Consider the following 21,811-nt stretch of genomic DNA (forward strand, 5'->3'; position numbering starts at 1 on the left):
CGGTGGCGTCAGCTCCGGCCGCCCCCGCCCCTGCCTCATCTGCCAGGCCGCCGGTGAGGAGACGCCCCGGCGCGGCACCGACCCCGAAGCACCCGCCCCCATCCGCGCGCCCCCACCCCGTGCCATGCTCGCCGCTGACGCACACATGAACACCGTTCACATACGTGGAGGCGGAGTATGGGGCACGGTCAAGGCCAAGGTCAGCACACCATCAGCAGACGCGGTCTGCTCAGTGCGATAGCGGTAGCAGCGGCAAGTACCACCACCCCGGCCCACGGCACCGCCCGGCAAAGCTCCCCGCCCCCCACCACCTGGCAGGAGTTCACCGCGGCGCCGTACACCCACCCCCAGATCCCCTACGTCGGCCGGGCAGGCGCCCACGCCGGCGCCAGGCGCGCCCCCCGCCACCCCGTCGTGGCCAACGTCCTCCACTACGGCGCCAAGCCCGACAGCTCCGCCGACGCCGCCCCCGCGATCAACCGCGCCCTCGCCGCCGCCGGCGCCCGCGGCGGCGGCACCGTCGTCGTCCCGCCCGGCACGTACCGCATCGACGACGTCATCCGCATCGGCCACAGCAACGTGGTCCTGCGCGGCGCCGGCAGCACCCGCACCAAGCTGCTGGCGACCAGGAACCTCACCGAGCTCATCGGTCCCTACGGCAGTCGCTACGGCGGCGACAAGTCCTCCTGGTCATGGGCCGGCGGCCTCATCTGGCTCTGCCCGCAAGGGCGTTACGAGTCCCTCACCGCGGGGATCCGGGCGAAGGCCTGGCCCTTCGAAGGCTGGACCGGCAACAAGCGCGACGAGTGGCGGACCCTCACGACGGTCGCCCCCGCCGAACGCGGCGACCGGACCATCACCGTCCACAACGCCACCCGGCTGCACCCCGGCCGGCCGGTCCTTCTCCGCCTCGCGGACGACGCCACCCACACCCTCCTGGCGCACATCGCAGGCGACAGCCCCGGCGCCCACGCGTACACCTGGGACGACAAGACCAAGCTGACGAGCTACGTCCCGTACGAATGGCCCGTACGCATCACCCGCGTCACCGGCACCGAACTCACCCTCGAACGCCCCCTGCCTCTCGACATCCGCCCCGAATGGGACCCCAGCGTCGAGGACTTCGCCATCGCGCAGCGCACCACCCCACCCCCCGCGGGCACCCAGCTCCACGGCATCAACGTAGAAGGCCTGTCCAGCTACAACGTCTGGTCGCGCGGCGTCATGCACATGGGCACCTTCGACACCCACCGCGGCATGCCGTTCGCCAACGTCCGCACACAGATCACGGTGAACAACAACGGCCGCCACGGCGGCGACGCCTCCGCCGGACCGCTCTACGGCGCCCGGTTCACCCACTGGAACGTGACCGTCACCAACGCCCGCGCCGGCCTGGTCAAGATCGACACCATCGCCCCGTACAGCGCGACCGTCGGCATCAGCGAGGTGAGGGAGTTCGACCAGACCGACGTCCCCGATTTCACCGGGCCGCTGCACAGCCGCCTGGAGGCATACGGATCCCCCACTTCCGTACACCCGCCCAACCTCTACGAGGCCCAGCGCGCCCTCACCCGCTGACCTGGCGTACGCGCGGAACCTTCAGGCGGCAGAGTCGGGTCCGTCCCCAAGCCAGACCCTGCGGCCCATGTCGTCCAGCTCTTCCTTGAGGCGCTCGTACTCAGGGAGCGCTCGGCGGAGCAACCGCCAGTAGTCGGGGCCGTGCCCGACGACCATCAAATGCGCCAGTTCGTGAGCGATCACGTAGTCAATGAGGCGTATGGGCAGCTGGAATACGGCCCAGTGCAGGGCCATGTGCCCACCTGCCCCGTCCGTGTCCGGTGTGTAGACACCCCAGCGGCTTCCCAGGTCCCGTACCTCGACCGGTGGTTCGGACACCGCCATCCGTGCGGCCCACGGTTGGAGGCGCCCGCGAGCCCAGCTCGCCCCAGCCCTCCGGTACCAGTCGATGACCGCGTCGCGCCCGGCTGTCTGATCGGTCGAGACCGTACGGTCCAGTCGCAGCCGGCCTGCTGCCATACGCACGGGAGCGCCTTCGTCGTCAACAATGAGCAGGCGGTATTCACGCCCCAGATAACGGAAGACGGCACCGTCGACGAGTGCGCGGGACGGGTGCATCGGCCGGAAACGGTCCCGGACCCGCGACTTCTCCTCGATCCAGGTCTTGTGCTTGTGTACGAAATCCACCGCGCGCCCGGCGGAGCACTGCTCGGGCGCGCGCAGTGTGATGGTGCCGTCCCGCTCGACCGTCAGGCCGAGCCGGTTACGGCGGGCGCTGACGCGCACCTGCAGCAGCAGCTCGCCGATGGTCAGGAGCTGCCCATCAGTGAGGTCCGGAGTCGTGTGGGCGAGCGAGGTATCTGGCACAACCGCAATTGTGCCTATCGTTCCGCCCGGAAGCCCGGAAGGTGTTCCTGGACGAGGCTCACCAGGTGCCGGGCGACCCTCCGTACCTCCTCAACATCCCCCGACCTGGCTTCCAGCCCGTCTTCGCGCAGCCGCTCGACCACATGCGACGTCAGACGGGAGATGTCCCGGGACTCAGCGCGGTAGGAGCGCAGCCGGACCTTGGCCCGCACGACTTCGTAGACGCCGGCTGACAGCCTCAGCAGTTCCTCCGGCTCCGGCAGATCGAAGGCCTCGGAGCTGCCGAGGCCACCCCGCAGCCAGCCGTGTACCCGACGTTCCATCGGGCTCAGCCCGGCCAGCAGCGGATCGTCGTCCTGCTCCTGGCGCGCCTTGTCGATGAGGTCGGCCAGCTCGTCCAGCTTCCACCGGTCGTCCATGGATCGCAGCACTTCTTCGAGCGCCTCGGACAGCTCCTTGTACTTCTGTTCGTTCTCCCGGCGGACCCGCTCCTCCAGGTGGAACCGGAGAGCGTGCTCCATCTCGGCGGCGGCCTCGCGCGGATCCTCGATGCTTCGTACATCGGTGTCGAAGGCGGGGGAGAGGATCGAGACGGGCGGGATCACCTGGGTGATCTCGGGTGCTTCGAGGTGCTCGGCGATCAGCGCCCGAACCTTGCGGCCGTATCCACGCAGGCTGAACTGCCCACCGGGAGCGTCCCGGTAGTGCCTGCGCACCCGCTGCTGGAGAAGTGCCCACCGCTTGGCGTCACCGACGAAGCCCAGGGCGCCCTCATGCGGCAGCACGCGCTCCAGCGAGGTGAGGAAGACGCCGAGGTGCTTGTCGAACAGGGCACGCTCGTCCTCGTCCCGCAGGGCGAGCATCGCGCGCGCCCGTCCGCCCCGCGTCTCAAGGTCTGTGATGTCCATGCCCATCAGGAACTCGCTGACCTTTTCAGCAGCGTTCTTTGTGTCCTGCACGGCGGACGCGACATCCCGGAGGCTGGCCCGTACGACTGGTGCTTCCTGCCCATAGCCGGACAGGGCATCGCTGAGCGGGGCCAGTACGCCGTAGTAGTCGACGACCAGTCCGCCCTCCTTGCCCGGGGCTCGGCGATTGACACGCGCGATGGCCTGGAGCAGCTCGGCATCCCGGATCGGCCGGTCCAGGTACAGGACCTGCTCGACGGGTGCGTCGAAGCCGGTCAGCAGCATCGACTTCACGATGAGGAAGGTGACCGGAGCGTCATCGGCGACGGTATTGGGCGCCTCGGGCGCGGGTCGGCTCCATGGCTGCCGGGCGATCGTCTCGGGCCGGGGCGGATTCGGCTCCGGGATGTGCTGAACTGCCCACGGGTTGTCCTTGGGCAGCTCCGGCAACTCCTCCAGGAACCGCGCGATGTGCTTTTTCTGCCGCGCCTCGTCGGTCCACTTCCGCCAGCGGCCGTCTTTCTTCTCACCGCCGGCCGAGATAACGGGCACGAAATCCATGCGCCGGATGATTTCCTGGAACCTCCAGGCCCAGTAGAGCACCGGATCGTCGTCCTTGAAGTCCTTCGGCTCGACACCCCGAAGCCGCTCGGGCAGCCGGCCGTTGGGAGCGAACGCGGCCACCCGCTCCAGCAGTTCGGCACGGGCGTCTCGCAGCGCGTCCCGGTACAGCACGGCGGCAGCCCGGCTGACCACTGCCGCCTGCGCCTTGAACCCGCCGGTGAGGACGTGGACGACGTAGTGCTCCAGCATGTCCGTCGCCTTTTTCCGGATCATGGTCTCGGACTCGGCGACATCGCGCTCGGTGGGCGCGCTGTACTTCTTCCTGAGCAGCTTCTTCTGCTCATCGGTGCGGGAGGCGATGAGGTTCTCGAACTTGGCGTCGAGGACCTCCCCGTCGACGACCCTGGCCGGTCCGGTGCGGCCTTCGTAGCGGATGGGTACGACGACCTTGTCCTTCTCGGCCTCCGCCATCTTGTACTCGTCGATGAACGGGCCGAAGATCCGCGCGGTGTCGTTGAGCTTGCCCTTCATGATGGGTGTGCCCGTGAAGCCGATCCTGGCCGCGTTGGGGGCGGCGTCGCGCAGGCAGGCGTGGAGGACTGAAGTGTGCGAGCGGTGCGCCTCGTCCACCAGGACCAGGACCTTCTCCGAGGTGGTGCACAGGGCGAAGCGCGGCTGGCTACCGTCCTTCTTCTCCGGCGTGGGATCGGAAGCCTCGGCCGGTTCCTGTCCGCCCGCGATCCGGTCCCGTACGGCGTCGTAGGCGTCGGCATCGGAGCGGTCGTCGCCATCCCCGCCCGCGGTGAAGCCGAAGCCCACGATCCCGTACTTCTGGATCGTCGTGAAGATGACATGGCGCCCACCGTCCTTGAGCATGCGCCCGACGTCGGCCTGGCTCTCCGCCACCTTCACGGAGCGCTCGCCGGTCCGCAGCGCGGCAGCGAGCTGGTCCTGGAGCTGGGTGCGGTCGGTGACGATGAGGATGGTGAAGGTGTTCAGCTCGGGGTCCTGGCTCATGTGCAGCCGCCGCGCCAGAAAGGCCATAGTCAGGCTTTTGCCCGAGCCCTGGGTGTGCCAGATGACACCTCCGCGCTCGTCCTCGGACGCGCCGGGGGCGAGGCGCGTGCGGCGGGTGCGCAGGTTCTGGATCGTCTTCTCGACGGCCCGGTACTGCTGGTGCCGACAGACGGCCTTGACCTTGGGTACGTCCTGACTGTCCTGCCCTGTCTTGCCGGTCCTTCCCTTGCCACGCTTCTTCTGCTTGACCGGCAGCCCGAAAACGTAATGCCGGAGGATGTTCAGCAGATTGACGGGCTTGAGAACGACGGCGACCAACTGCTGCTGCTCGGAGGGCGCTTCATCCGCTTCCAGCAGCTTCGGCTCGACGTCCACCCGTCGCAGGGCAGCGCGGAGCTCCTTCTCGTCCTTGTAGTCGGGCTCGACGCTCCGCCAGGGCGCGAAGTCACGCTCGCGCGAGTCGATGGTGCCGAGATACGCCGTCTCGCCGGTGGCCGCGATCAATAGCTGAGTGGTCTTGAACAGCTCGGGGATGCCGCGCGGAATCGCCTGCTGGTCGCGCTCCTGGACGTCGTACTCGATGGGATTCCCGGTGTACGCCCGGAGGTCACGTATCGCGAGACCGACCGAGTCCTGAAGGTCGGGACTCTTGCACTCGACGACGGCGACCGGGATGCCGTTCACGAACAGAACGAGGTCGGGGATCTCCTCGTACCCGCCGGCGGTCCGGACGCGCAGCTGCGAGACGACGAGGAAGTCGTTCCGCTCGATGACCCGCGCCTCATCCTCGATGGCCCAGTCGATGAAGTGGACAGGGGTGCCTTCTCTGCCCTTGTGATGGACCTTGTGCCCTCGGATGCCGGCGCCGTGCAGAAGCAGTTCGGTCGCTTTGAAGTTGGCGGTACGGAGACTGCGACCGCCCGGCCCGACGGACACGGCCTCAAGTTTCTCGATGGCGCGGGCCGCGTGCTCGTCCTCTACCCAGGGGGCGTCGCTGCCGGGCAGCCGGTTCACTTTCCGCAGAGCCTTGGCCAGCCGCTCTTTGAGCAGTACGTCGGTGTACGTGCGCCGCCCGTCGGTCTCGGCGAGATCCCGTCCGGGGACGTGCGTCCAGCCCATCGCCACCAACTGCCGGACGAACGGCAGCTCGACCTCGTCCCGCTCAACTTCGTTCCGTGACACGCCCCGCACCCCGAACCCTCGTCACCCCGGACTGTCGGTCCATTGTGCGGTGGGTGACGTGCGGATGCGTGTGATCAGGCCAAAGCCCCCGGGGGTGGCCCGGGGACTTTGTTTTGATATCGGACTATTCGTCGTCCTCGTCGTCCTCGTCGTCCTCGCCGCCCTCACCGTCCGGGGCGGGCAACCGCGCGCCCCGGCTCTCGGCGACGCGCACGGTGTCGCGCAGAGCCTCGGTCAACCGGGAGGACAAGAAGCGGAGTTCCCCAGCCCCGACTGAGGGTTCGCCGAGCATGGATTGCGCGTGGCCGAGCAGGTCGGCGGCCATGCCGAGCTGTACGGCCTCAACGTTGTCGGCGAGCCGGGAGAGGTAGCCGTGCCCGTCGGTGGCCAGATAGCAGGGCTTTCCTTCCGGCCCGGTCCAGGGGAGCAGGCGGATCCGGGTCTGATCGATCACGCGGCAACCTCCACACCATGGATCCGACGCGGGCCGACGTCGACCCCGTGGGTGGCGAGCCACAGGGCGCGGCGGCGCTGCCGTTGCAGCCGGACTTCGTGCGGGGTGAGGAGGTACGGACGTACGAGGGCACAGTCCTCGCCGCGCAGGGGCGCGGGGACGCGGATCCGGGGCGCGGGGTGGGGCCGGTGGTTGGCGGCGGGCACCGGCCCGGCCTGCCGGTGGCGGCCGTGCGCGGGGAGCAGCAGTCCCAGCAACTGCTCGAAGAGGCGGGCGATACAGTGCGGCATGTCGACCTGCTTTCATCAGGTTGGCCATGCCCCCGGGCCGTCTCAGCGGTCGCGGGGGTCTGTTGTGGGTGCGTGGAAGCGATCTGCTCCAGTGCGGATCTCAACTTCCCTTCAAAGCAGCGAAGATCACTCCAAGTAGTTCCACGGCTACGAGCATACTCGCAGATTCTCTGCGAGTGGAGAAGTTCTACTAGTCGCAGTCTGGCTGTGTGACTGACAGACTTGGGGCAACCGAGAGGAGTGCTCATGGGTCAGGGTTTCGGGCTGGTTGTGCGCTTCACCTTGCGCGACCGTGTTGCTGCAACTGCCTTTGATCAGCTGTGCGTTCGCACCCTGGAGGGGATCAGGGCCAAGGAACCGGGCACGCTGACGTACGTCAGTCACATCCCGGTCGATGAGCCGCTGGTCCGCGTCTTCTACGAGCTGTACGCGGACCGCTCCGCGTTCGAGGCGCATGAAGCGCAGGCGCACACCAAGAGGTTCCTCAGGGAGCGGGAGCAGTTCCTCGCGGGCGTTGAGGTGACGTTCCTCAGCGTGGTCGACGGAAAGGTGGCGGGGTAGTCGTGTCAGCGGAGAGGCGGCGGGCCTTTGGCAGGCAAGTAGCCGAACTGCGAAGGCAGCGCAGTCTCACGCAAAGCGAACTGGCCGCTGTGATCGGTCGCACCGCGAGCTGGGTGTCCCAGGTCGAACGGGGCATCCAGCCGGTGAACCGCTTCGATGTACTGCGATTGCTCGCGGACGGTCTCGGCGTGCCGCTTCATATCCTTCAGCCCGACGTACCGCCGATCCCTGACGCTGATTCAGTAGACGAGACCTCACCGAACGATCTGGACCAAGCGCGGCTGTTGATTTCGGGACATGCTGCGTTGGACGTCCTTCTGGAACCTCGTGAAGATGCGCGCCCTGCGCTCGTGCCCGAGCTGAGGGGTGAGGTCGAACGGATCTGGGAGCTCACGCACGCGGGTCGGTTCGCAGCGCTGAGTGCCGCGCTGGGCCCCCTCGTGCCACGACTGGAGCGGGCGTCCAGAACCACTTTGGCCGTACAGCGTTCAGAGGCTCATCGGCTGTTGGCCCGTACCTATCAAGCGCTGGCGGCGGCCTTCGTGCGGCAGAATGAAGGGGATGCTGCCTGGGTTGCGGCGGACCGAGCGATCAGAGAGGCCGAACTTGCCGGGGACCCGCTCGGGGTCTTCGTCGGCGTCTTCCGACTGGTCCATGCCTTCGTGCGCCTTCAGCACTTGGATCAGGCCGAGCATGCAGCGGCCACGGCGATCAATGTTCTGGCAAGACACGCCGAGGCTGACACGACTCCTGTGGAGGAACTGTCAGTCGTCGGTTCACTCCACCTCGCGCTGGCCTTGGTGCACGCGCGGGCCGGGGAGCGGGCAGCTGCTCGGCAGCAGATTGATAAGGCCAGGGCGGTGGCTGCGCGGATCGGGACGGAGCGGAACGACTTCAACTTGGAGTTCGGTCCAACAAACGTTGAAGTCCAGGCGGTCTCCACTGCCGTCGACTTGGGAGACGCCGGTGAAGCGCTCGACATCGCCCAGGGGCTGGATGCCAGGGAACTGTCCGCCGAGCGTCGATCCCGGCTTCTCATGGACCTCGGCCGTGCTCACGCCCAGCGACGCCAGTTCGGCGATGCCCTCGAATGCCTGCTGAGGGCCGAGGAGATTGCCCCAGACTTGATCCGGGGGCACGCCGCGGCTCGTGGCGTCATTCGTGAACTGATGCTGATGGCTGGGCGCGGTGCTTCGCCGGAGCTGCGCGGACTCGCTGAGCGTGCGGACGCGATGGCCTGAGTGTCGCTTTCGATCAGGCATGCAATGCCCTATCGGGAGTTTCCCGCCAGTACATCGTCGACAAGGCCGAGCTTGAGCTGGCGCAACTTGTTCAATTCGTGTGTGTTTGCTGATAGCTGTGCGTCAAACGTCGCCAAATGATTGACGACTTGATGCTGCATCTCTAGGGGTGGGAGCGGCAAACGAATCGACTCGACCAGAGATGCGTTCAAGTTGGTCTGGTTCGAACCATGGCCGATTTTGCGGAGTTCTCTGTAATTACTCTCAAGCCAGTGGAAGAGGAACTGGGGGACCAGGAGTTGCTTCTCGCACACGATCGCAGCCGCAGCCTGGTTCACTGTTGCCTCGACGCCCAAGATTGCGCTTCGCCCGCGTGTGACGCCCTCGCCGTACATGGCGAGCAACACTGTTCCGCTGGGGAACACTCGCAATCCGGTTTCTCTCACAGCAGACCAGGTAATGCGCTCTGCTGTGTCGGAGATGGTAGAGAAATTGATCTCGGCGGTCCTGACCCAGGGGACGACTCCGGAAGACCAGAAATCAGCTCGTGTCCGCGAGGGTGTGCTGCCGGAGGCAACGGTTGCCATCTCGGTGAGCGCTTGCTCGGGCCACGACTGCGAAGTCATGAGTGTGCGCATGACCTCATTCCGGATCACGTGAGTCTTTGCAACGGCATCCTCTATGGAGCGCTCTGCGTCAGCCATAGCGCCCAGAATCTCCAAGACCTGGCGTTGCTCCGGCAGTGGGACGTCGGGGATCAAGAGTCGTTTGACTGCGTCTTGGGAGATGTTTCCTTGCCCGGTGCTCCCACTCAGGAGAGACTCAACTTGGCGCCGCACTTCCGAGGTCCTCAGTACGATCGTCAAGAACTCGGGCTTCGTCAGTCGGGAGTCCGGGACCAGTCGAAGCGTCTTGTCGCTCAGCATGAGCTTCGGGCGAGTATTTCCTACGAGGCACACGGTCCCTACGAGATCTCGTGCCCCGTTTGCGCGTGCCATCAAAAGATCGCCCGGTCGGATCTCTAGCGCTGGCCGCGGGAGCAGGTTTGAGGGGAGCCGCTTGGATTCTTGAGGAGCGAAGGTCCCGGTAGTTACTGAGCTGACACGCAGGACTCCCCATTCGCCAGCCCCTGGCGGGTCCGTTTCGCACGATGGGCTCCATCCGGCTTCGATCCGCTGAAGAACCGAGCCGAGCGGGACCCTGGCGCGCTGCTCACTCCGCATAACCGAGCTCCTTCAGGAAGCCTTCCAGCTTTGCTGCCGCCTCGGCCCGCCGCGCTTCGATGTCCCGCAACGACACCGCATATTTGTCCTCCCAAGTGCGGTACGCCGTCACCAACTCACGCCGCCCACGCCCCACATGCCCATCCAACGTTGCCGCAAGGTCCGCCCGCAGAATCCCTAGCACCACCTCGCGCTCAGCCTCCTCCGTCTTCAGCGCCTCACGTGCCCGAGTAAGTCCGGTCACCGTCCGTACCTTTGCGGCCACCTCCACGTGAATGTCTAGCAACGTCGTCTGAGCCGGAGCTGCCTCCTTGGCCTTAGCGGCCGCGGGCTTCGCCTTACCCACCGAGTCCAGCGGCCAGAAGTCGTCCTCCAGCTTCTTCACCGCCGCGTTCGCCTTCGTGCGGTCCCGCTTCAGCTTGGCCAGCTCCTCAGCGCTGAGGACATTGACCGCCTCGGGGGCGTCGCCACCGGTGTCGTCGGAGGTCTCCTCGCCGCCGTCGGCCGCAGCGGCCTTCACCGCCGCCTCCGCCGCCTGCGCCGCCTTCCACTTCCCGTCAAGCTCCGCCTTGCGCGCGTCCGCCGCCGCCAGTTCCTTCAGGAAGTCCGGAGCAATAGCGGCGACCACCTTGTGGTCGTACGCCTGGCGCCGCTCCGCGCCCGACCGCTTCCGTGCGCCGCCCGTACGCGGGTCCCGGTCCGGTTCAAGCATCGTCTCGACGGTCTCGACCCACCCGTCGATGACCCCGCCGAAACCGTTCCCGGCCAGTGCCATCAGCTCGTACTTCGCTGCGTGCCACCAGCCCGCAACCGCGCCGTCGAGCGCGTAGCGGTCGAGGAGGCCGACCTTCTCCAGCCGGCTGGTGAACGAGGTCAGCAAGTCGGCTCGGAGCCGGGCGAGTTGGGCCCGGCGCTCGCCCTCCGTGCGGTCGTCACCCGCCTCCGGCGGCGTCAGGTCGGCGATCAGCTCGGCCTCCGTCGACCACCATTCGTCGAACGCCGCCCGCAGCTCCGCCTCCCGCGGCGCTGCCAGCTTCGCGAGTCGCTCGGCATCGGGCCGCTCGCCCTCCGGCAGGAAGTCCACGTACGCGGAATCCCCGTCCCGCTGCACGAACAGGTCGGTGACGCCGATCCCGTACGCGTCCAGCAGCGCCGCCTTCGCCTCGATCTCCGAGCGCGGTACGCCACCGCTCAGGTGCGCCCGTACGTCCTGCGGTTCGGGCGGCGGCGTGTTGTCCACGTACCGGCGGATGTTGAGGTTGTAGTCGTTCTCCGCCAGCTCCTCGCGGTCCACCAGTCGCGCGAACGCCTTGTCCTTGTGTTCCGTCGCGTGGAACGTGGAGACAATCTTCTCCACATGCTCGGGCAGCAGTACGTTCTGCGCCCGCTCCGCATGGAACTCGCGGTCGGCGTTGATGAACAGAATCCTGCCGTGCCGGTCGGCCCGCTTCGTGCCCTGCGTCCGCAGCACCAGCACGCACGCCGGGATGCCGGTCCCGTAGAAGAGATTCGGCGCCAGGCCGATCACGGCCTCGATCAGGTCGGCCTCCACCAGCTCCGCGCGGATGTCCCGCTCCGTGCTGCCCCGGAACAGCACGCCGTGCGGCATGACGGTGAAGACAGACCCCTCACGCGCGTCCCGTGTCATCGCGAGCATGTGCTGCAGGAACATCAGGTCGGCCTTGCCGCGCTCCGAGGTCTCCCCGTACGGCATCCGCTCCTCGATGTCCTCGATGGCCGCCTTGGAGTAGTCCATCGAGAACGGCGGATTGCTCAGCACCAGGTCGAAGTCGCGCTGCGCGTGGAGCGGATTGCTGAGGGTGTCCCCGGTGTGCAGCTCGAAGTGGTCGGCCCCGTGGAAGAGCATGTTCATGGTGGCCATGACCCACGATCCGCTGTTCGCGTCCTGTCCGGCCAGGAACAGGTCCTCGGAGTCGCCGCCGTGCTCGTCGATGTACTCCTTGGCGTGGATGAGCATGCCGCCGGATCCGACGCACGGGTCGTAGATGCTCATACTGTGGTGCGGGCGGGCGAGCTCGACCATCATCCGGACCACCGCGCGCGGTGTGTAGAACTCTCCGCCCTTGCTGCCGGCCGAGTCCGCGAATTCCTTGATCAGGTACTCGTAGGCTGCGCCGATCATGTCGGGGAACTCGAAATCTTCGCCGCGCAGACGCAGAGTGGCGAAGTGCTGGATCAGCGCGGCCAGTCGCTCGTCGGCGAGCCTTACGGACGCCTCGGCGTTACCGGATCCGCCGCCGATGCGGTTGAAGTTCACGTGGTCGAACAGACCGGTCAGCCCGTTGCTCTCATGGGCTTCCAGCTTGGCGAGCGCTGGCTGCAGGAACTGCGTGGCGACGTCGGAGACCGCGCCCTCCAGCACCTTCCAGCGCGCTTCCTTCGGGACGTACAGGACCCGCCGGACCTCGTACTTGTCCGGGTTCTCGCCCTCGGCGTCGGCGTCGGCCTGCGCCTTCCCCTTGGCCAGCTCGGCGGCCACGATCTGCTCCCGGGCCGCCTCGAACTCGTCGTTCACGCGCTTCAGGAAGAGCAGGACGAAGATGTAGTCCTTGTATTCGGCGGCGTCCATGGTGCCGCGCAGAATGTCCGCCGCCGCGAAGAGATGGCGCTCCAGCTGCGCCAGCGTGAGCTTGGCCACGGTAGGGACTCCCTGTGCTCTTGTACGGGCGGGCGGTACGGCCAGAAGCGTACGGCCGTCCGGCCCGGGGCCGAAATCTGCCCGGAGAGCCTAATAGTCCGTGACGAGCAGGCCCTCTTCTACGAAGCGCCAGACGTCCGTATACGGGTCGCGATTGCTGTGGAGGGCATGGTCGCCGTGCTGGGCGTTCATCCGTTGCGCACGCGCCTTGGCCTTGGCGTAGCCGTCTGAGTGCTCCTTGAGGATCTGCTCAGGCAGGACGACCTTCGCGTCTTCCTTCGAGGTACGAGGCGTAACGAAGGGCAGTCGCTTGGCCGCGTCGTCGCAGACACCTCCGAACGTGCTCGTGTAGTCCTTGTGGTGGAGCAGCCGCCAGAGCTCGAAGCAAGGGTGGGAGTAAGCGACCTCCAGGCCCTCGTTCCTCTCCTTCATCTTCCTCGCCACGCGCATCACCTCGTCGACGCCCTCGTGCTGGTCACGGTCGAAGAGGCACCACACCGTGGTCCAGCGGGAGATTCCTCTCGGCGGTACTCCCCACGCCTCCCGTCTGGCCTTTCGGTTCTCCTCACGGAGCTTCGTGACGGCCTGGTCGAGGAGATCGAGCGGCTTGCGCGAGTGCGTGGGGCGCGCCGAGCCTTTCGTACCGCCCAGGGTGCGCTCGTCGTTGGCGATATGGACGGCGAGCGGGATATCGGGGTCGCGCAGGTCTCGGACGATGTCGATGTACTGCGGCTCGGTCAGCGTGCCCTCGGTGAAGATCCACACCGACGGCACCGCCTTGGAGGATCTGCGAGCCCTGTCTGTCGAGTCGTTCCCCCTCTTCCTGCTCGCCATCAGGCCTGCTCCGCCTCCGCTTCCCTGGTACGTGCGGCCAGTATCCGGCGCGCGATCTGTCCCTCGGTGACGTTGGGGACGGCTCCGAACCTGCCGGCCAAGTAGGAGCTTGTGAGGTCTTCCAGCTCACCGGGCTCGGCCGCCGTCAGGGGGTAGAGCTCGGTCCCGCCCGCTTTGTCCTTCTCCGTCAGCCAGACCTGGCCCGGATCGAGCAGCCGCCAGCCGCTGGGCGTGCTCAACAGCGAAGGGTCATGGGAGGTGAACACCAGCTGTGCGCCACGGGTGTTGACGAGCGGGTTGTGGAAGATCCGAATCAGTTCGGCGGCGAAGCGCGGGTGAAGGCTGGAGTCGAGCTCGTCCACCAGCAGTACCGCGCCCTCGTCGAGTGCGAGCAGAATCGGTCCGATCAGCGCGAACCAGGAGCGGGTGCCGAACGACTCCTGATCCCAGTCCAGAACAGCTTCCGTGCCGTCCCCCGCGCCGTGCACCAGGCGGACGGCAGGCGCCTCGCCGGGATGCCTGTCGACCATGGCTCCGCTGATTCCCAGATCGGCGACGCGCAGCAGTTCCTCGATACGCCGGCGGGACTGCTTGTCTTGCAGTCGGCTGACTGTGTAGGCCTCGCGCTCCCGTCGCTCGTGCTCAGGAGTGACCAGCCAGAGGTTGCGCTCGAACCACTGGTAGATCGGCGTGAGTTGCGGGTGGTTGTCGGTGGCGGCCCGGGAAAGAAAGAGGGCGTTTGGGCGGGTTGTGCGGGCCAGACGCGCACGGTCCTGAATCCGGTCGCCCGGGAAGTCGTACTCCTGATCGCGGGAGGCATCCCGGTCCAGCCATACCTGGCGCCGCCCGCGCGGATAGGCGTGCAGCCATTCGGCTTCCACCCGGGTCGCGCCGAGCTCGTAGCCGTATGTCCAGCGCACAGCGTCTTCCGCGACGAAATCGACCTCGAAGAAGGAGCTGTCGGCCGCGGACTTTTCGTCGAGCGCGAATTGCTGCCGGGGGATTCCTCGGTATGAGGTCCATTCCGCGTACGAGCTCAGCACGGCGTCGCGCATGCGGTCCAGCGCGGTGAGGACATTGGATTTGCCCGAGGCATTGGCGCCGAAGATACCGATCAGCGGGTAGACGTCCACAGTCTTGCCGCCGGCCAGCTGCACGGTGCGGGCGGTACCCGGGTCCTGGCCTGGGGGTGCGGTGAAGGACAGCTCCTGCTCGTCGCGCAGTGACCGTACGTTGGCCACCCGGAACCGCAGCAGCATGCCGTCCTCCTCCCGTTGCGCACAGGGTAGTGCTGTGATCGCCGGTGTGCCTACTGGGCGGTCATGGCGGGCGCCATGCGTGTTCCCCAGCGCGCCCTCACCCGCTGACCTTCTCCCCGTCCGCATCAGGAGCGGGGACCGGCACGGCCGCCACCGCACCAGCAGCCGCCACAGCAGCAGCCGCCTCAGCCTCCTCCTCCGACTCCGCGAGCACCCGCCGCAGCAGCGTCGCGTACCCCGCCGCGGCGACCACGCCGATGACCCCGCACCCGATCCACAGCACGTCCGGCCCGGGCCCGTCCACGATCCAGCCCGCCAGGATCGGCGCGAGGAAGCCGGCCAGGGCCCAGGACATGCCCATCACGCCCTGGTACCGCCCCCGCGCGTGCTCCGGGGCCAGCCGCGCGGTGGCGGCGGCGTTCGTCGGCACGTGCACCATCTCGCCGAGCGTCCACACCACCACGGTCACCGCGAACAGCAGCGGCGTCCCGGCCAGCGCGGTCGCCCCGGTCCCGGCGGCGAACAGCAGCGAGGAGACGGTGAGCAGCGCGGCCGGTGACCGCCGGTCGGTGATCTTGTTGACGAGCAGCTGGAAGCCGACTATCACCACACCGTTGACCGCGATGACCATGCCGTACGCACTCGGCTCAAGACCCTCACCGGCCATCGTCAGCGGCAGCCCGACCCACGGCGCGGTAAAGATGAGGCACACCAGCAGGTTGAGCAGCACCAGCGTCCGGAACGGCCCGTCCCGCAGCACCTCGACGACACTCACCTTCGGCCCGCCGGCCGCTTCCCCCTTCACCGCCGCCGGGACGGCCGGCCGCGTCTCCGGCAGCCGCAGGAAGACGATCACCGCACACAGGACGGTCGCCGCCGCGTCCACCAGGAACAGCGTCCGGTAGCCGAAGACGATCGCCGCGCCCCCGCCGAGCGCGGCGATCGCGAAGCCCAGGTTGAGCGCCCAGTAGTTCAGTGCGTACGCGCGCCGCCGCTCGTGCTCCGGCACCAGGTCGGCGATGGTCGCGCCGATGGCCGGGCGTACCGCCTGCATGGCGACGCCCATCAGCAGCACCACCACGGCGACGCCGACCGCGCTGGTCACCACGGCGAGCGCGGCCGCGCCCGCCGCCGTACCGAGGTGCCCGGCGATCATCGTGGGCCGCCGCCCCCACCGGTCCGTGAGCATCCCGCCGAGCGGCGAACCGGCTATCCCGCCGAGCCCGTGCAGCGCGATGACGAGCCCCGCGTACCAGGCCGAGTAACCCAGCTCCTGCGTCAGATACAGCGACAGGAAGGTCAGTACGAAGGCCCCGGTGCGGTTCACCAGCGTCGAGGTCCACAGCCACCAGAAACCGTCGGGCAACCCCGAGACCGTCTCCTTCGCGGCACGTCCGATCGTGGCCATGGACATACGTCATCCCCCCAGGGACCTTCGGTGGCGGCGGTGGACGCCTGTAAGCGGCTGAAGCGGTATCCGCAAATTACAAGGGCGACGCTCGCCCGGCCACTCAATTGACGCGAGCCGTCAACCGTCCGAGGCGTCCATTAGTCTCGTACGCATGGCCGACGCACCGTACAAGCTGATCCTCCTCCGCCACGGCGAGAGCGACTGGAACGCGAAGAACCTGTTCACCGGATGGGTGGACGTCAACCTCACCGAGAAGGGCGAGAAGGAGGCGGTACGCGGCGGTGAGCTGCTCGTCGAAGCCGGCCTGCTGCCCGACGTACTGCACACCTCGCTCCAGAAGCGCGCCATCCGCACCGCCCAGCTCGCGCTGGAGGCCGCGGACCGCCACTGGATCCCCGTGCACCGCTCCTGGCGCCTGAACGAGCGCCACTACGGCGCCCTCCAGGGCAAGGACAAGGCGCAGACGCTCGCCGAGTTCGGCGAGGAGCAGTTCATGCTCTGGCGCCGCTCGTACGACACCCCGCCGCCGGTCCTCGAAGACGGCACGACGTACTCCCAGTCCGACGACCCGCGCTACGCGACGATCCCGAGCGAGCTGCGCCCGCGCACGGAGTGCCTCAAGGACGTCGTCGAGCGCATGCTGCCGTACTGGTACGACGGCATCGTCCCGGACCTGCTCGCGGGCCGCACCGTCCTGGTCGCCGCCCACGGCAACTCGCTGCGCGGCCTGGTGAAGCACCTCGACGGCATCTCCGACGAGGAGATCACCGGCCTCAACATCCCCACGGGCATCCCGCTCTACTACGAGCTCGACGCCGACTTCCGCCCCGTCACCAAGGGCGGCAAGTACCTCGACCCGGAGGCCGCGAAGGCCGCCATCGAGGCCGTGAAGAACCAGGGCAAGAAGAAGTAACACGCACGGATCGAGCCCCCTGGCGCGGAGTTTCCGCGGCAGGGGGCTCGGTCTTGCTGCGTGACGTGAAGGTTCCTGACGGTCCGCGATGTACGCGGTACGCATGTACGCGAAGAGGCGAGCGCACGATATGAGCGACACCCTGCTGACCACATTGGCCGCCACCATGGCGCAGTTGGTCACCGCCATCGACCTGACGGACGAGGACGACGTCGATCCGGACCTGGCCACCACCTGGTTCGAAGACGTCGCCGACAACCTCGGCAGGCTCTCCGCCGACGACCGCCACCGGCTCGCGGCGCTCTTCCGGGAAGCGGCCATGGAGGAGACGCGCCCGGAGTTCCGGGAGGCGATGCTGGAGGTGCCGGAGAACTTCGGTCTCGAGGACGACGACGATGACCGGTACGACGACGGGGACGCGGCGTAAGCGGGTCAGCCCGTACGGCACGTGAACAGGTCAGCCCGTACGGAAAGGGACCCGTCCGCACCGGACGGGTCCCTTTCCGTACGCACCGGTCCCGCTAGCCGCAGCAGCCACCGCACTGGCACGGCGCGCCCGACTGGCAGCCGCAGCCGCAGCTCGACCCGCAGCCGCACGCGCCGAGGACGGGCAGCGACGCGGGACGGTGGTGGACCACTTCAACCGGCGGTTCCTGCTGGGAGTTGGGCGTGGGGGAATCGGCCATGGGGATCCTCCTCGAAGGCGCGCGCGGCATACTCCTGCTGCCCATTGGATGCCCACTCCAGCGGGCGCATCAACGGCGCACACGCGCAATGCTCCGCTTTACCGTGCTTACTCGCCCTGCGCGGGCGGGGGCGTAGTGGCGGCCGCCGCCTGGAGCTCGTCCGCGTGCTCACCCGTCACCAGGTACACCACGCGCTTGGCCACCGACACCGCGTGGTCGGCGAACCGCTCGTAGTAGCGGCCCAGCAGCGTGACATCGACCGCTGTCTCGATGCCGTGCTTCCAGCGGTCGTCCATCAGGTGCTGGAACAGCGTGCGGTGCAGCAGGTCCATCTCGTCGTCGTCGTGCTCCAGCTGGAGCGCGAGGTCGACGTCCTTCGTGGTGATGACCTCCGCCGCCTTCGCCATCAGGCGCTGCGCGAGCTGACCCATCTCCAGCATGGTGGCGTGCAGGTCGTGCGGTACGGCCGAGGCCGGGAAGCGCAGCCGGGCGAGCTTCGCCACGTGCTGGGCCAGGTCGCCCGAACGCTCCAGGTCGGCGCTCATCCGCAGCGAGGTGACGACAATCCGCAGATCCGTCGCCACGGGCTGCTGGCGGGCCAGCAGGGCTATGGCGCGGGCTTCCAGGTCGTGCTGGAGATCGTCGACCTTCTGATCGGCGGCGATCACGCTCTCGGCGAGCTTGAGGTCCGCGTCGAGCATGGCCGTGGTGGCCCGCCCGATGGCGGAGCCGACGAGCCGGGCCATCTCGACCAGGGCTTCACCGATCGAGTCAAGTTCCTCGTGGTACGCGTCGCGCATGAAAGTCCCTCTCTTGTCTTTCTGAGGCCTCTGAACCCCACGCTCCCACGTTCTGTCCGTTACGCGTCCGATTCCGGCACCCCAAGTGAACCAACCCCATCCCCTCGGTGAACTCTGAGCGACGAGTGTTCGAGAGGCCACCCATTTGGCTGGGGGAGTGTCACAGCCCCCGCTTAACCTGGGTGCATGGACGTGAACGCGGCAGTCGCCGCAGCAGCAGCGATCGCCGGTCTGCTGACCGGTGTGATCGCCGTGCTGACGTTCCGCTGGAGCGAGCGCGAGCAGGCCAGGCCCACCCGGTCCTCCATGCGGCCCGACGTCAACGCGGTGCTGCCGCCGGGCGTCGACACCGTGCTGTCCGTGCTCCGCTCCTCCGCCGTCGTACTGGACGAGAGCGACAGCGTCGTCAAGGCCAGCTCGGCGGCGTACGCACTCGGGCTCGTCCGGGGCGGGAAGCTGGCCGTCGACCCCATGCTCCACATGGCCCGCGACACCCGCCGCGACGGGGAGATACGCCAGGTCGAGCTGGACCTCCCGCGTCGCGGCACGGGCCGCGGCGAGGCTCTCGCGGTCTCCGCCCGCGTCGCCCCGCTGGGCTCGCGCCTCGTACTGCTCCTGGTGGAGGACCTCACCGAGGCCCGCCGCATCGAAGCGGTACGGCGCGACTTCGTCGCGAACGTCAGCCATGAGCTGAAGACTCCTACCGGTGCGCTCTCGCTGCTCTCCGAGGCCGTCATGGACGCCTCGGACGACCCCGAGGCGGTCACCCGGTTCGCGGGCCGCATGCAGATCGAGGCGACCCGCCTCACCAATCTGGTCCAGGAGCTCATTGATCTTTCCCGCGTCCAGAACGACGACCCCCTGGAGGACGCGGAACCGGTCCGCGTCGACGAACTGGTCGCCGAAGCCATGGACCGCAGCCGCCACGCCGCGTCCACCAAGAACATCACGATGGCCGCCGGCGGCACCGAGGGCCTGTACGTCTGGGGCAACCGCGGCCAGCTCGCCGCCGCCCTCGGCAACCTCGTCGAGAACGCCGTCAACTACAGCCCGGCGCGCACCCGCGTCGGCATAGCGGGCCGCAGGATCTCCGCCCCCGGCGGGGACCTGATCGAGATAGCCGTCACCGACCAGGGCATCGGCATCTCCGAGAAGGACCGCGAGCGGATCTTCGAGCGCTTCTACCGCGTGGACCCGGCCCGCTCCCGGGCCACCGGAGGTACGGGCCTCGGCCTGGCCATCGTCAAGCACGTGGCCGCCTCGCACGGCGGGGAGGTCACGGTGTGGAGTTCCGAGGGACAGGGCTCCACCTTCACCCTGCGACTGCCCGAGGCAGCCGCGTCACGCGACCGGCCCCCGGTCGCCGCCCCGGACGACGACGAGTCCGCAGACACTGCTGCCGGGCCGTACGAGACCACTGATCGCGAACCCATTCCCCACCCGGAGGTCCTTCCGTGACCCGAGTGCTCGTCGTCGAGGATGAGGAATCCTTCAGCGACGCCCTGTCCTACATGCTCCGCAAGGAGGGCTTCGAGGTCGCCATCGCGGCCACCGGCCCCGACGGGCTCGACGAGTTCGAGCGCAACGGCGCCGACCTCGTCCTGCTGGACCTGATGCTCCCCGGCCTGCCCGGCACCGAGGTCTGCCGACAGCTGCGCAGCCACTCCAATGTCCCGGTCATCATGGTGACCGCCAAGGACAGCGAGATCGACAAGGTCGTGGGTCTGGAGATAGGCGCCGACGACTACGTCACCAAGCCCTTCTCCTCGCGGGAGCTGGTCGCCCGCATCCGCGCGGTCCTGCGCCGCCGCGGCGAGCCGGAGGAGGTCACTCCGGCCGCTCTGGAGGCCGGTCCGGTCCGTATGGACGTCGACCGCCACGTGGTCACGGTCGGCGGCGGCAAGGTCGACCTCCCGCTGAAGGAGTTCGACCTCCTGGAGATGCTGCTGCGCAACGCGGGCCGGGTCCTCACCCGCATGCAGCTGATCGACCGCGTCTGGGGCGCGGACTACGTGGGCGACACCAAGACCCTCGACGTCCACGTGAAGCGCCTGCGCGCCAAGATCGAACCGGACCCGGGTGCGCCGAGATATCTGGTGACGGTCCGCGGCCTGGGCTACAAGTTCGAGCCGTAAACTCGAAAGCTGATCACGCGTGCATGCTGAAGGGGGCGCTCCCGCCGGTACGAACCGGCAAGAGCGCCCCCTTCAGCATGTGCTGCGTGTACGTACGGGCGTCAGTGAGACGCGCCGTGCTCGTCGGCGTCGTCGGCGTCGTCCGAGGGCTTCGAGGCGCCCTGCGACGGGCTCGTCGACGCCGTGGCGCCCGCCTCGCCCGTGGCCGCGCCGGTCGGGGTGCCCGAGGGGGTGGTGGTCGCCGTGCCGGACGGCGCCTGGGCCGGCGGCTTCGGGAGCTCGCTCGGGCCGACGTCCTTGAAGTAGTGCGTCGCCGGGACCACGAACGCTCGCAGCTCCACCGTGCCGGTCTCGCTGAGCTCGAAGCGCACGGGCTGCGCGTCGCCGGCCTTCGCGGCCTCGCGGCCGTTCTCGATCACGGCGGAGGCGTTGTCCTTGCCGCCGAGGAGGAGCGAGCCGCCGGCGGGCACGGTCAGCGGGCCCGAGCCCTTGGCCGGCTTGAGCGTCACCTTGGTGCTGGTGCCGGGCAGCGTGATCGCTTCGAGCGTCTCCGCCTTGGTGCCGTTGTTGAACACCATGCCGGTGACGACCGCGGGACCCTCGGCGTCGAGCTCGGGCTGGGTGACGATCGTGGCGTTCTGGATCTTGATGTCGTCGACGCTGGCCGCGGCGTTGTCCGGCCTGACTTGCAGTGTCTGCGCGTCGTTGCCCGCCCCACAGGCGGCAAGCGAAGCGATCGAGAACACGATGGCGGTGGCGGCGAGGGCACCGCGTCGAAGGCTGCGGCTCACGGCGGAGGCATCTCCTGTTAGACGGGTTCGAGCGGCGTAAAGCCGCCCTAAGGGTGTGTCAGCGCGCTTAGGTTACCGAGCGGCCGTCCGGCCCTCGCACCCGACCCGCCCCTCCCCGCCCGCCCATACCGGCCACCGGTGACGCGGCGGCTTGTTTCGTACGGCGTTCACATATCCGCAGGGCGGCGTACGTGCGTCCCACATGCGGATTATCCGTAAGGAATGTATGGGGGGCCGGGGGAATTGATCACCGTCGTCGTGATCAATTCTCGATTCCGGCCGAACGGGTGACCGGTCGCCGAACGGAGTACGTCAAGTTCACCGCTTGGAACCCGGCAAAACGGGACGTTCGGCCTCTTCGGGGGGCTCCGTGATGTGTGTAACGTACGCGTTTCTCTCCGCCCGCACAGCCGCTCCGACCTGCGAATACCCGCTTCCGGAAGACCTGCGCAGCACGTTCCTGTTGCTGTTGTCAAGCCCCGAGATATGCCCTGACCT

19 protein-coding genes are annotated in these 21,811 nt (G+C 67.9%); 7 read left to right on the forward strand and 12 right to left on the reverse strand.

Annotated features, from left to right (window positions below):
- The first annotated feature begins 177 nt into the window (after positions 1–177).
- Positions 178–1,578: a glycoside hydrolase family 55 protein gene (locus tag J7E91_RS12085; RefSeq protein ID WP_214901862.1), complete on the forward strand. Its 1,401-nt coding sequence runs from the start codon at positions 178–180 to the stop codon at positions 1,576–1,578.
- 21 nt (positions 1,579–1,599) lie between these two features.
- Here J7E91_RS12085 and J7E91_RS12090 read toward each other — a convergent pair whose 3' ends face one another.
- From J7E91_RS12090 to J7E91_RS12105, 4 genes are all read right to left on the reverse strand, one after another.
- Positions 1,600–2,385 (reverse strand): SprT family zinc-dependent metalloprotease, encoded by a 786-nt coding sequence (locus tag J7E91_RS12090; RefSeq protein WP_308376405.1) that lies wholly within the window; start codon positions 2,383–2,385, stop codon positions 1,600–1,602.
- Positions 2,386–2,399: 14 nt separating this feature from the next.
- Positions 2,400–6,056 carry a type I restriction endonuclease gene (locus J7E91_RS12095; RefSeq protein ID WP_214901864.1) on the reverse strand — a complete coding sequence of 1,219 codons (3,657 nt, stop codon included), beginning with the start codon at positions 6,054–6,056 and terminating at the stop codon, positions 2,400–2,402.
- 124 nt (positions 6,057–6,180) lie between these two features.
- Positions 6,181–6,510 (reverse strand): hypothetical protein, encoded by a 330-nt coding sequence (locus J7E91_RS12100; RefSeq protein WP_214901865.1) that lies wholly within the window; start codon positions 6,508–6,510, stop codon positions 6,181–6,183.
- The gene (locus J7E91_RS12105) at positions 6,507–6,800 is read right to left on the reverse strand and encodes a hypothetical protein (protein WP_214901867.1); all 294 of its coding nucleotides are present in this window, start codon (positions 6,798–6,800) and stop codon (positions 6,507–6,509) included. Before J7E91_RS12105 ends, J7E91_RS12100 begins: the two co-directional genes overlap by 4 nt.
- Before the next feature lie 246 nt (positions 6,801–7,046).
- Between J7E91_RS12105 and J7E91_RS12110 the strand changes: the two genes are divergently transcribed.
- Positions 7,047–7,361, forward strand: a complete 315-nt coding sequence (locus J7E91_RS12110; RefSeq protein WP_214901869.1) for a putative quinol monooxygenase — start codon at positions 7,047–7,049, stop codon at positions 7,359–7,361.
- A gap of 2 nt (positions 7,362–7,363) precedes the next feature.
- A complete protein-coding gene (locus tag J7E91_RS12115; RefSeq protein WP_214901872.1) occupies positions 7,364–8,602 on the forward strand; it encodes a helix-turn-helix domain-containing protein in 1,239 nt (412 codons plus the stop codon).
- A gap of 29 nt (positions 8,603–8,631) precedes the next feature.
- On the opposite strand, the gene J7E91_RS12120 is transcribed toward J7E91_RS12115, so the two are convergent.
- The 5 genes from J7E91_RS12120 to J7E91_RS12140 all read right to left on the reverse strand — a co-directional run bounded on the left by J7E91_RS12120 (position 8,632) and on the right by J7E91_RS12140 (position 15,985).
- The gene (locus J7E91_RS12120) at positions 8,632–9,306 is read right to left on the reverse strand and encodes a restriction endonuclease subunit S (protein ID WP_214901875.1); all 675 of its coding nucleotides are present in this window, start codon (positions 9,304–9,306) and stop codon (positions 8,632–8,634) included.
- A gap of 508 nt (positions 9,307–9,814) precedes the next feature.
- Complete coding sequence (locus tag J7E91_RS12125) at positions 9,815–12,484, reverse strand: class I SAM-dependent DNA methyltransferase (protein ID WP_214901878.1); 2,670 nt, start codon at positions 12,482–12,484, stop codon at positions 9,815–9,817.
- A 90-nt stretch (positions 12,485–12,574) separates the two neighbouring features.
- Entirely contained in the window at positions 12,575–13,318 is a 744-nt protein-coding gene (locus J7E91_RS12130; protein ID WP_214901882.1) for an RloB family protein, read from the reverse strand.
- The gene (locus J7E91_RS12135) at positions 13,318–14,577 is read right to left on the reverse strand and encodes an ATP/GTP-binding protein (protein WP_214901886.1); all 1,260 of its coding nucleotides are present in this window, start codon (positions 14,575–14,577) and stop codon (positions 13,318–13,320) included. The genes J7E91_RS12130 and J7E91_RS12135 overlap by 1 nt, the downstream gene beginning before the upstream one ends.
- A gap of 97 nt (positions 14,578–14,674) precedes the next feature.
- Positions 14,675–15,985 carry an MFS transporter gene (locus J7E91_RS12140; RefSeq protein ID WP_308376408.1) on the reverse strand — a complete coding sequence of 437 codons (1,311 nt, stop codon included), beginning with the start codon at positions 15,983–15,985 and terminating at the stop codon, positions 14,675–14,677.
- Between the two features lie 154 nt (positions 15,986–16,139).
- On the opposite strand from J7E91_RS12140, the gene J7E91_RS12145 reads away from it, so the two are divergent.
- Positions 16,140–16,901: a phosphoglyceromutase gene (locus J7E91_RS12145; RefSeq protein ID WP_214901892.1), complete on the forward strand. Its 762-nt coding sequence runs from the start codon at positions 16,140–16,142 to the stop codon at positions 16,899–16,901.
- Positions 16,902–17,031: 130 nt separating this feature from the next.
- Entirely contained in the window at positions 17,032–17,328 is a 297-nt protein-coding gene (locus tag J7E91_RS12150; protein WP_157839157.1) for a hypothetical protein, read from the forward strand.
- A 94-nt stretch (positions 17,329–17,422) separates the two neighbouring features.
- Here J7E91_RS12150 and J7E91_RS12155 read toward each other — a convergent pair whose 3' ends face one another.
- On the reverse strand, positions 17,423–17,587 hold the full coding sequence (locus J7E91_RS12155) for a hypothetical protein (protein ID WP_214901895.1): 165 nt from the start codon (positions 17,585–17,587) through the stop codon (positions 17,423–17,425).
- Positions 17,588–17,694: 107 nt separating this feature from the next.
- A complete protein-coding gene (phoU, locus tag J7E91_RS12160; RefSeq protein ID WP_214901897.1) occupies positions 17,695–18,387 on the reverse strand; it encodes a phosphate signaling complex protein PhoU in 693 nt (230 codons plus the stop codon).
- A gap of 186 nt (positions 18,388–18,573) precedes the next feature.
- Between phoU and J7E91_RS12165 the strand changes: the two genes are divergently transcribed.
- Complete coding sequence (locus J7E91_RS12165) at positions 18,574–19,845, forward strand: cell wall metabolism sensor histidine kinase WalK (RefSeq protein WP_214901900.1); 1,272 nt, start codon at positions 18,574–18,576, stop codon at positions 19,843–19,845.
- Positions 19,842–20,522, forward strand: coding sequence for a response regulator transcription factor (locus J7E91_RS12170; RefSeq protein ID WP_028814608.1), 681 nt, complete (start codon positions 19,842–19,844; stop codon positions 20,520–20,522). Before J7E91_RS12165 ends, J7E91_RS12170 begins: the two co-directional genes overlap by 4 nt.
- Before the next feature lie 101 nt (positions 20,523–20,623).
- Here the strand turns inward: J7E91_RS12170 and J7E91_RS12175 are convergent, their stop codons facing one another.
- The gene (locus J7E91_RS12175) at positions 20,624–21,313 is read right to left on the reverse strand and encodes a DUF461 domain-containing protein (protein ID WP_214901903.1); all 690 of its coding nucleotides are present in this window, start codon (positions 21,311–21,313) and stop codon (positions 20,624–20,626) included.
- Between the last annotated feature and the right edge of the window lie 498 nt (positions 21,314–21,811).

It is taken from the genome of Streptomyces sp. ISL-99 (genome assembly GCF_018614005.1).
Classification (GTDB): domain Bacteria; phylum Actinomycetota; class Actinomycetes; order Streptomycetales; family Streptomycetaceae; genus Streptomyces; species Streptomyces flavidovirens.

Bases quoted from the DNA above. Each gene is read 5' to 3' on its own strand.
- J7E91_RS12140 (WP_308376408.1), bottom strand. From the start codon at position 15,985: ATGGCCACGATCGGACGTGCCGCGAAGGAGACGGTCTCGGGGTTGCCC.
- J7E91_RS12120 (WP_214901875.1), bottom strand. From the start codon at position 9,306: ATGGCTGACGCAGAGCGCTCCATAGAGGATGCCGTTGCAAAGACTCAC.
- J7E91_RS12135 (WP_214901886.1), bottom strand. From the start codon at position 14,577: ATGCTGCTGCGGTTCCGGGTGGCCAACGTACGGTCACTGCGCGACGAG.
- J7E91_RS12150 (WP_157839157.1), top strand. From the start codon at position 17,032: ATGAGCGACACCCTGCTGACCACATTGGCCGCCACCATGGCGCAGTTG.
- J7E91_RS12105 (WP_214901867.1), bottom strand. From the start codon at position 6,800: ATGCCGCACTGTATCGCCCGCCTCTTCGAGCAGTTGCTGGGACTGCTG.
- J7E91_RS12130 (WP_214901882.1), bottom strand. From the start codon at position 13,318: ATGGCGAGCAGGAAGAGGGGGAACGACTCGACAGACAGGGCTCGCAGA.
- J7E91_RS12155 (WP_214901895.1), bottom strand. From the start codon at position 17,587: ATGGCCGATTCCCCCACGCCCAACTCCCAGCAGGAACCGCCGGTTGAA.
- J7E91_RS12085 (WP_214901862.1), top strand. From the start codon at position 178: ATGGGGCACGGTCAAGGCCAAGGTCAGCACACCATCAGCAGACGCGGT.
- J7E91_RS12110 (WP_214901869.1), top strand. From the start codon at position 7,047: ATGGGTCAGGGTTTCGGGCTGGTTGTGCGCTTCACCTTGCGCGACCGT.
- J7E91_RS12165 (WP_214901900.1), top strand. From the start codon at position 18,574: ATGGACGTGAACGCGGCAGTCGCCGCAGCAGCAGCGATCGCCGGTCTG.
- phoU (WP_214901897.1), bottom strand. From the start codon at position 18,387: ATGCGCGACGCGTACCACGAGGAACTTGACTCGATCGGTGAAGCCCTG.
- J7E91_RS12145 (WP_214901892.1), top strand. From the start codon at position 16,140: ATGGCCGACGCACCGTACAAGCTGATCCTCCTCCGCCACGGCGAGAGC.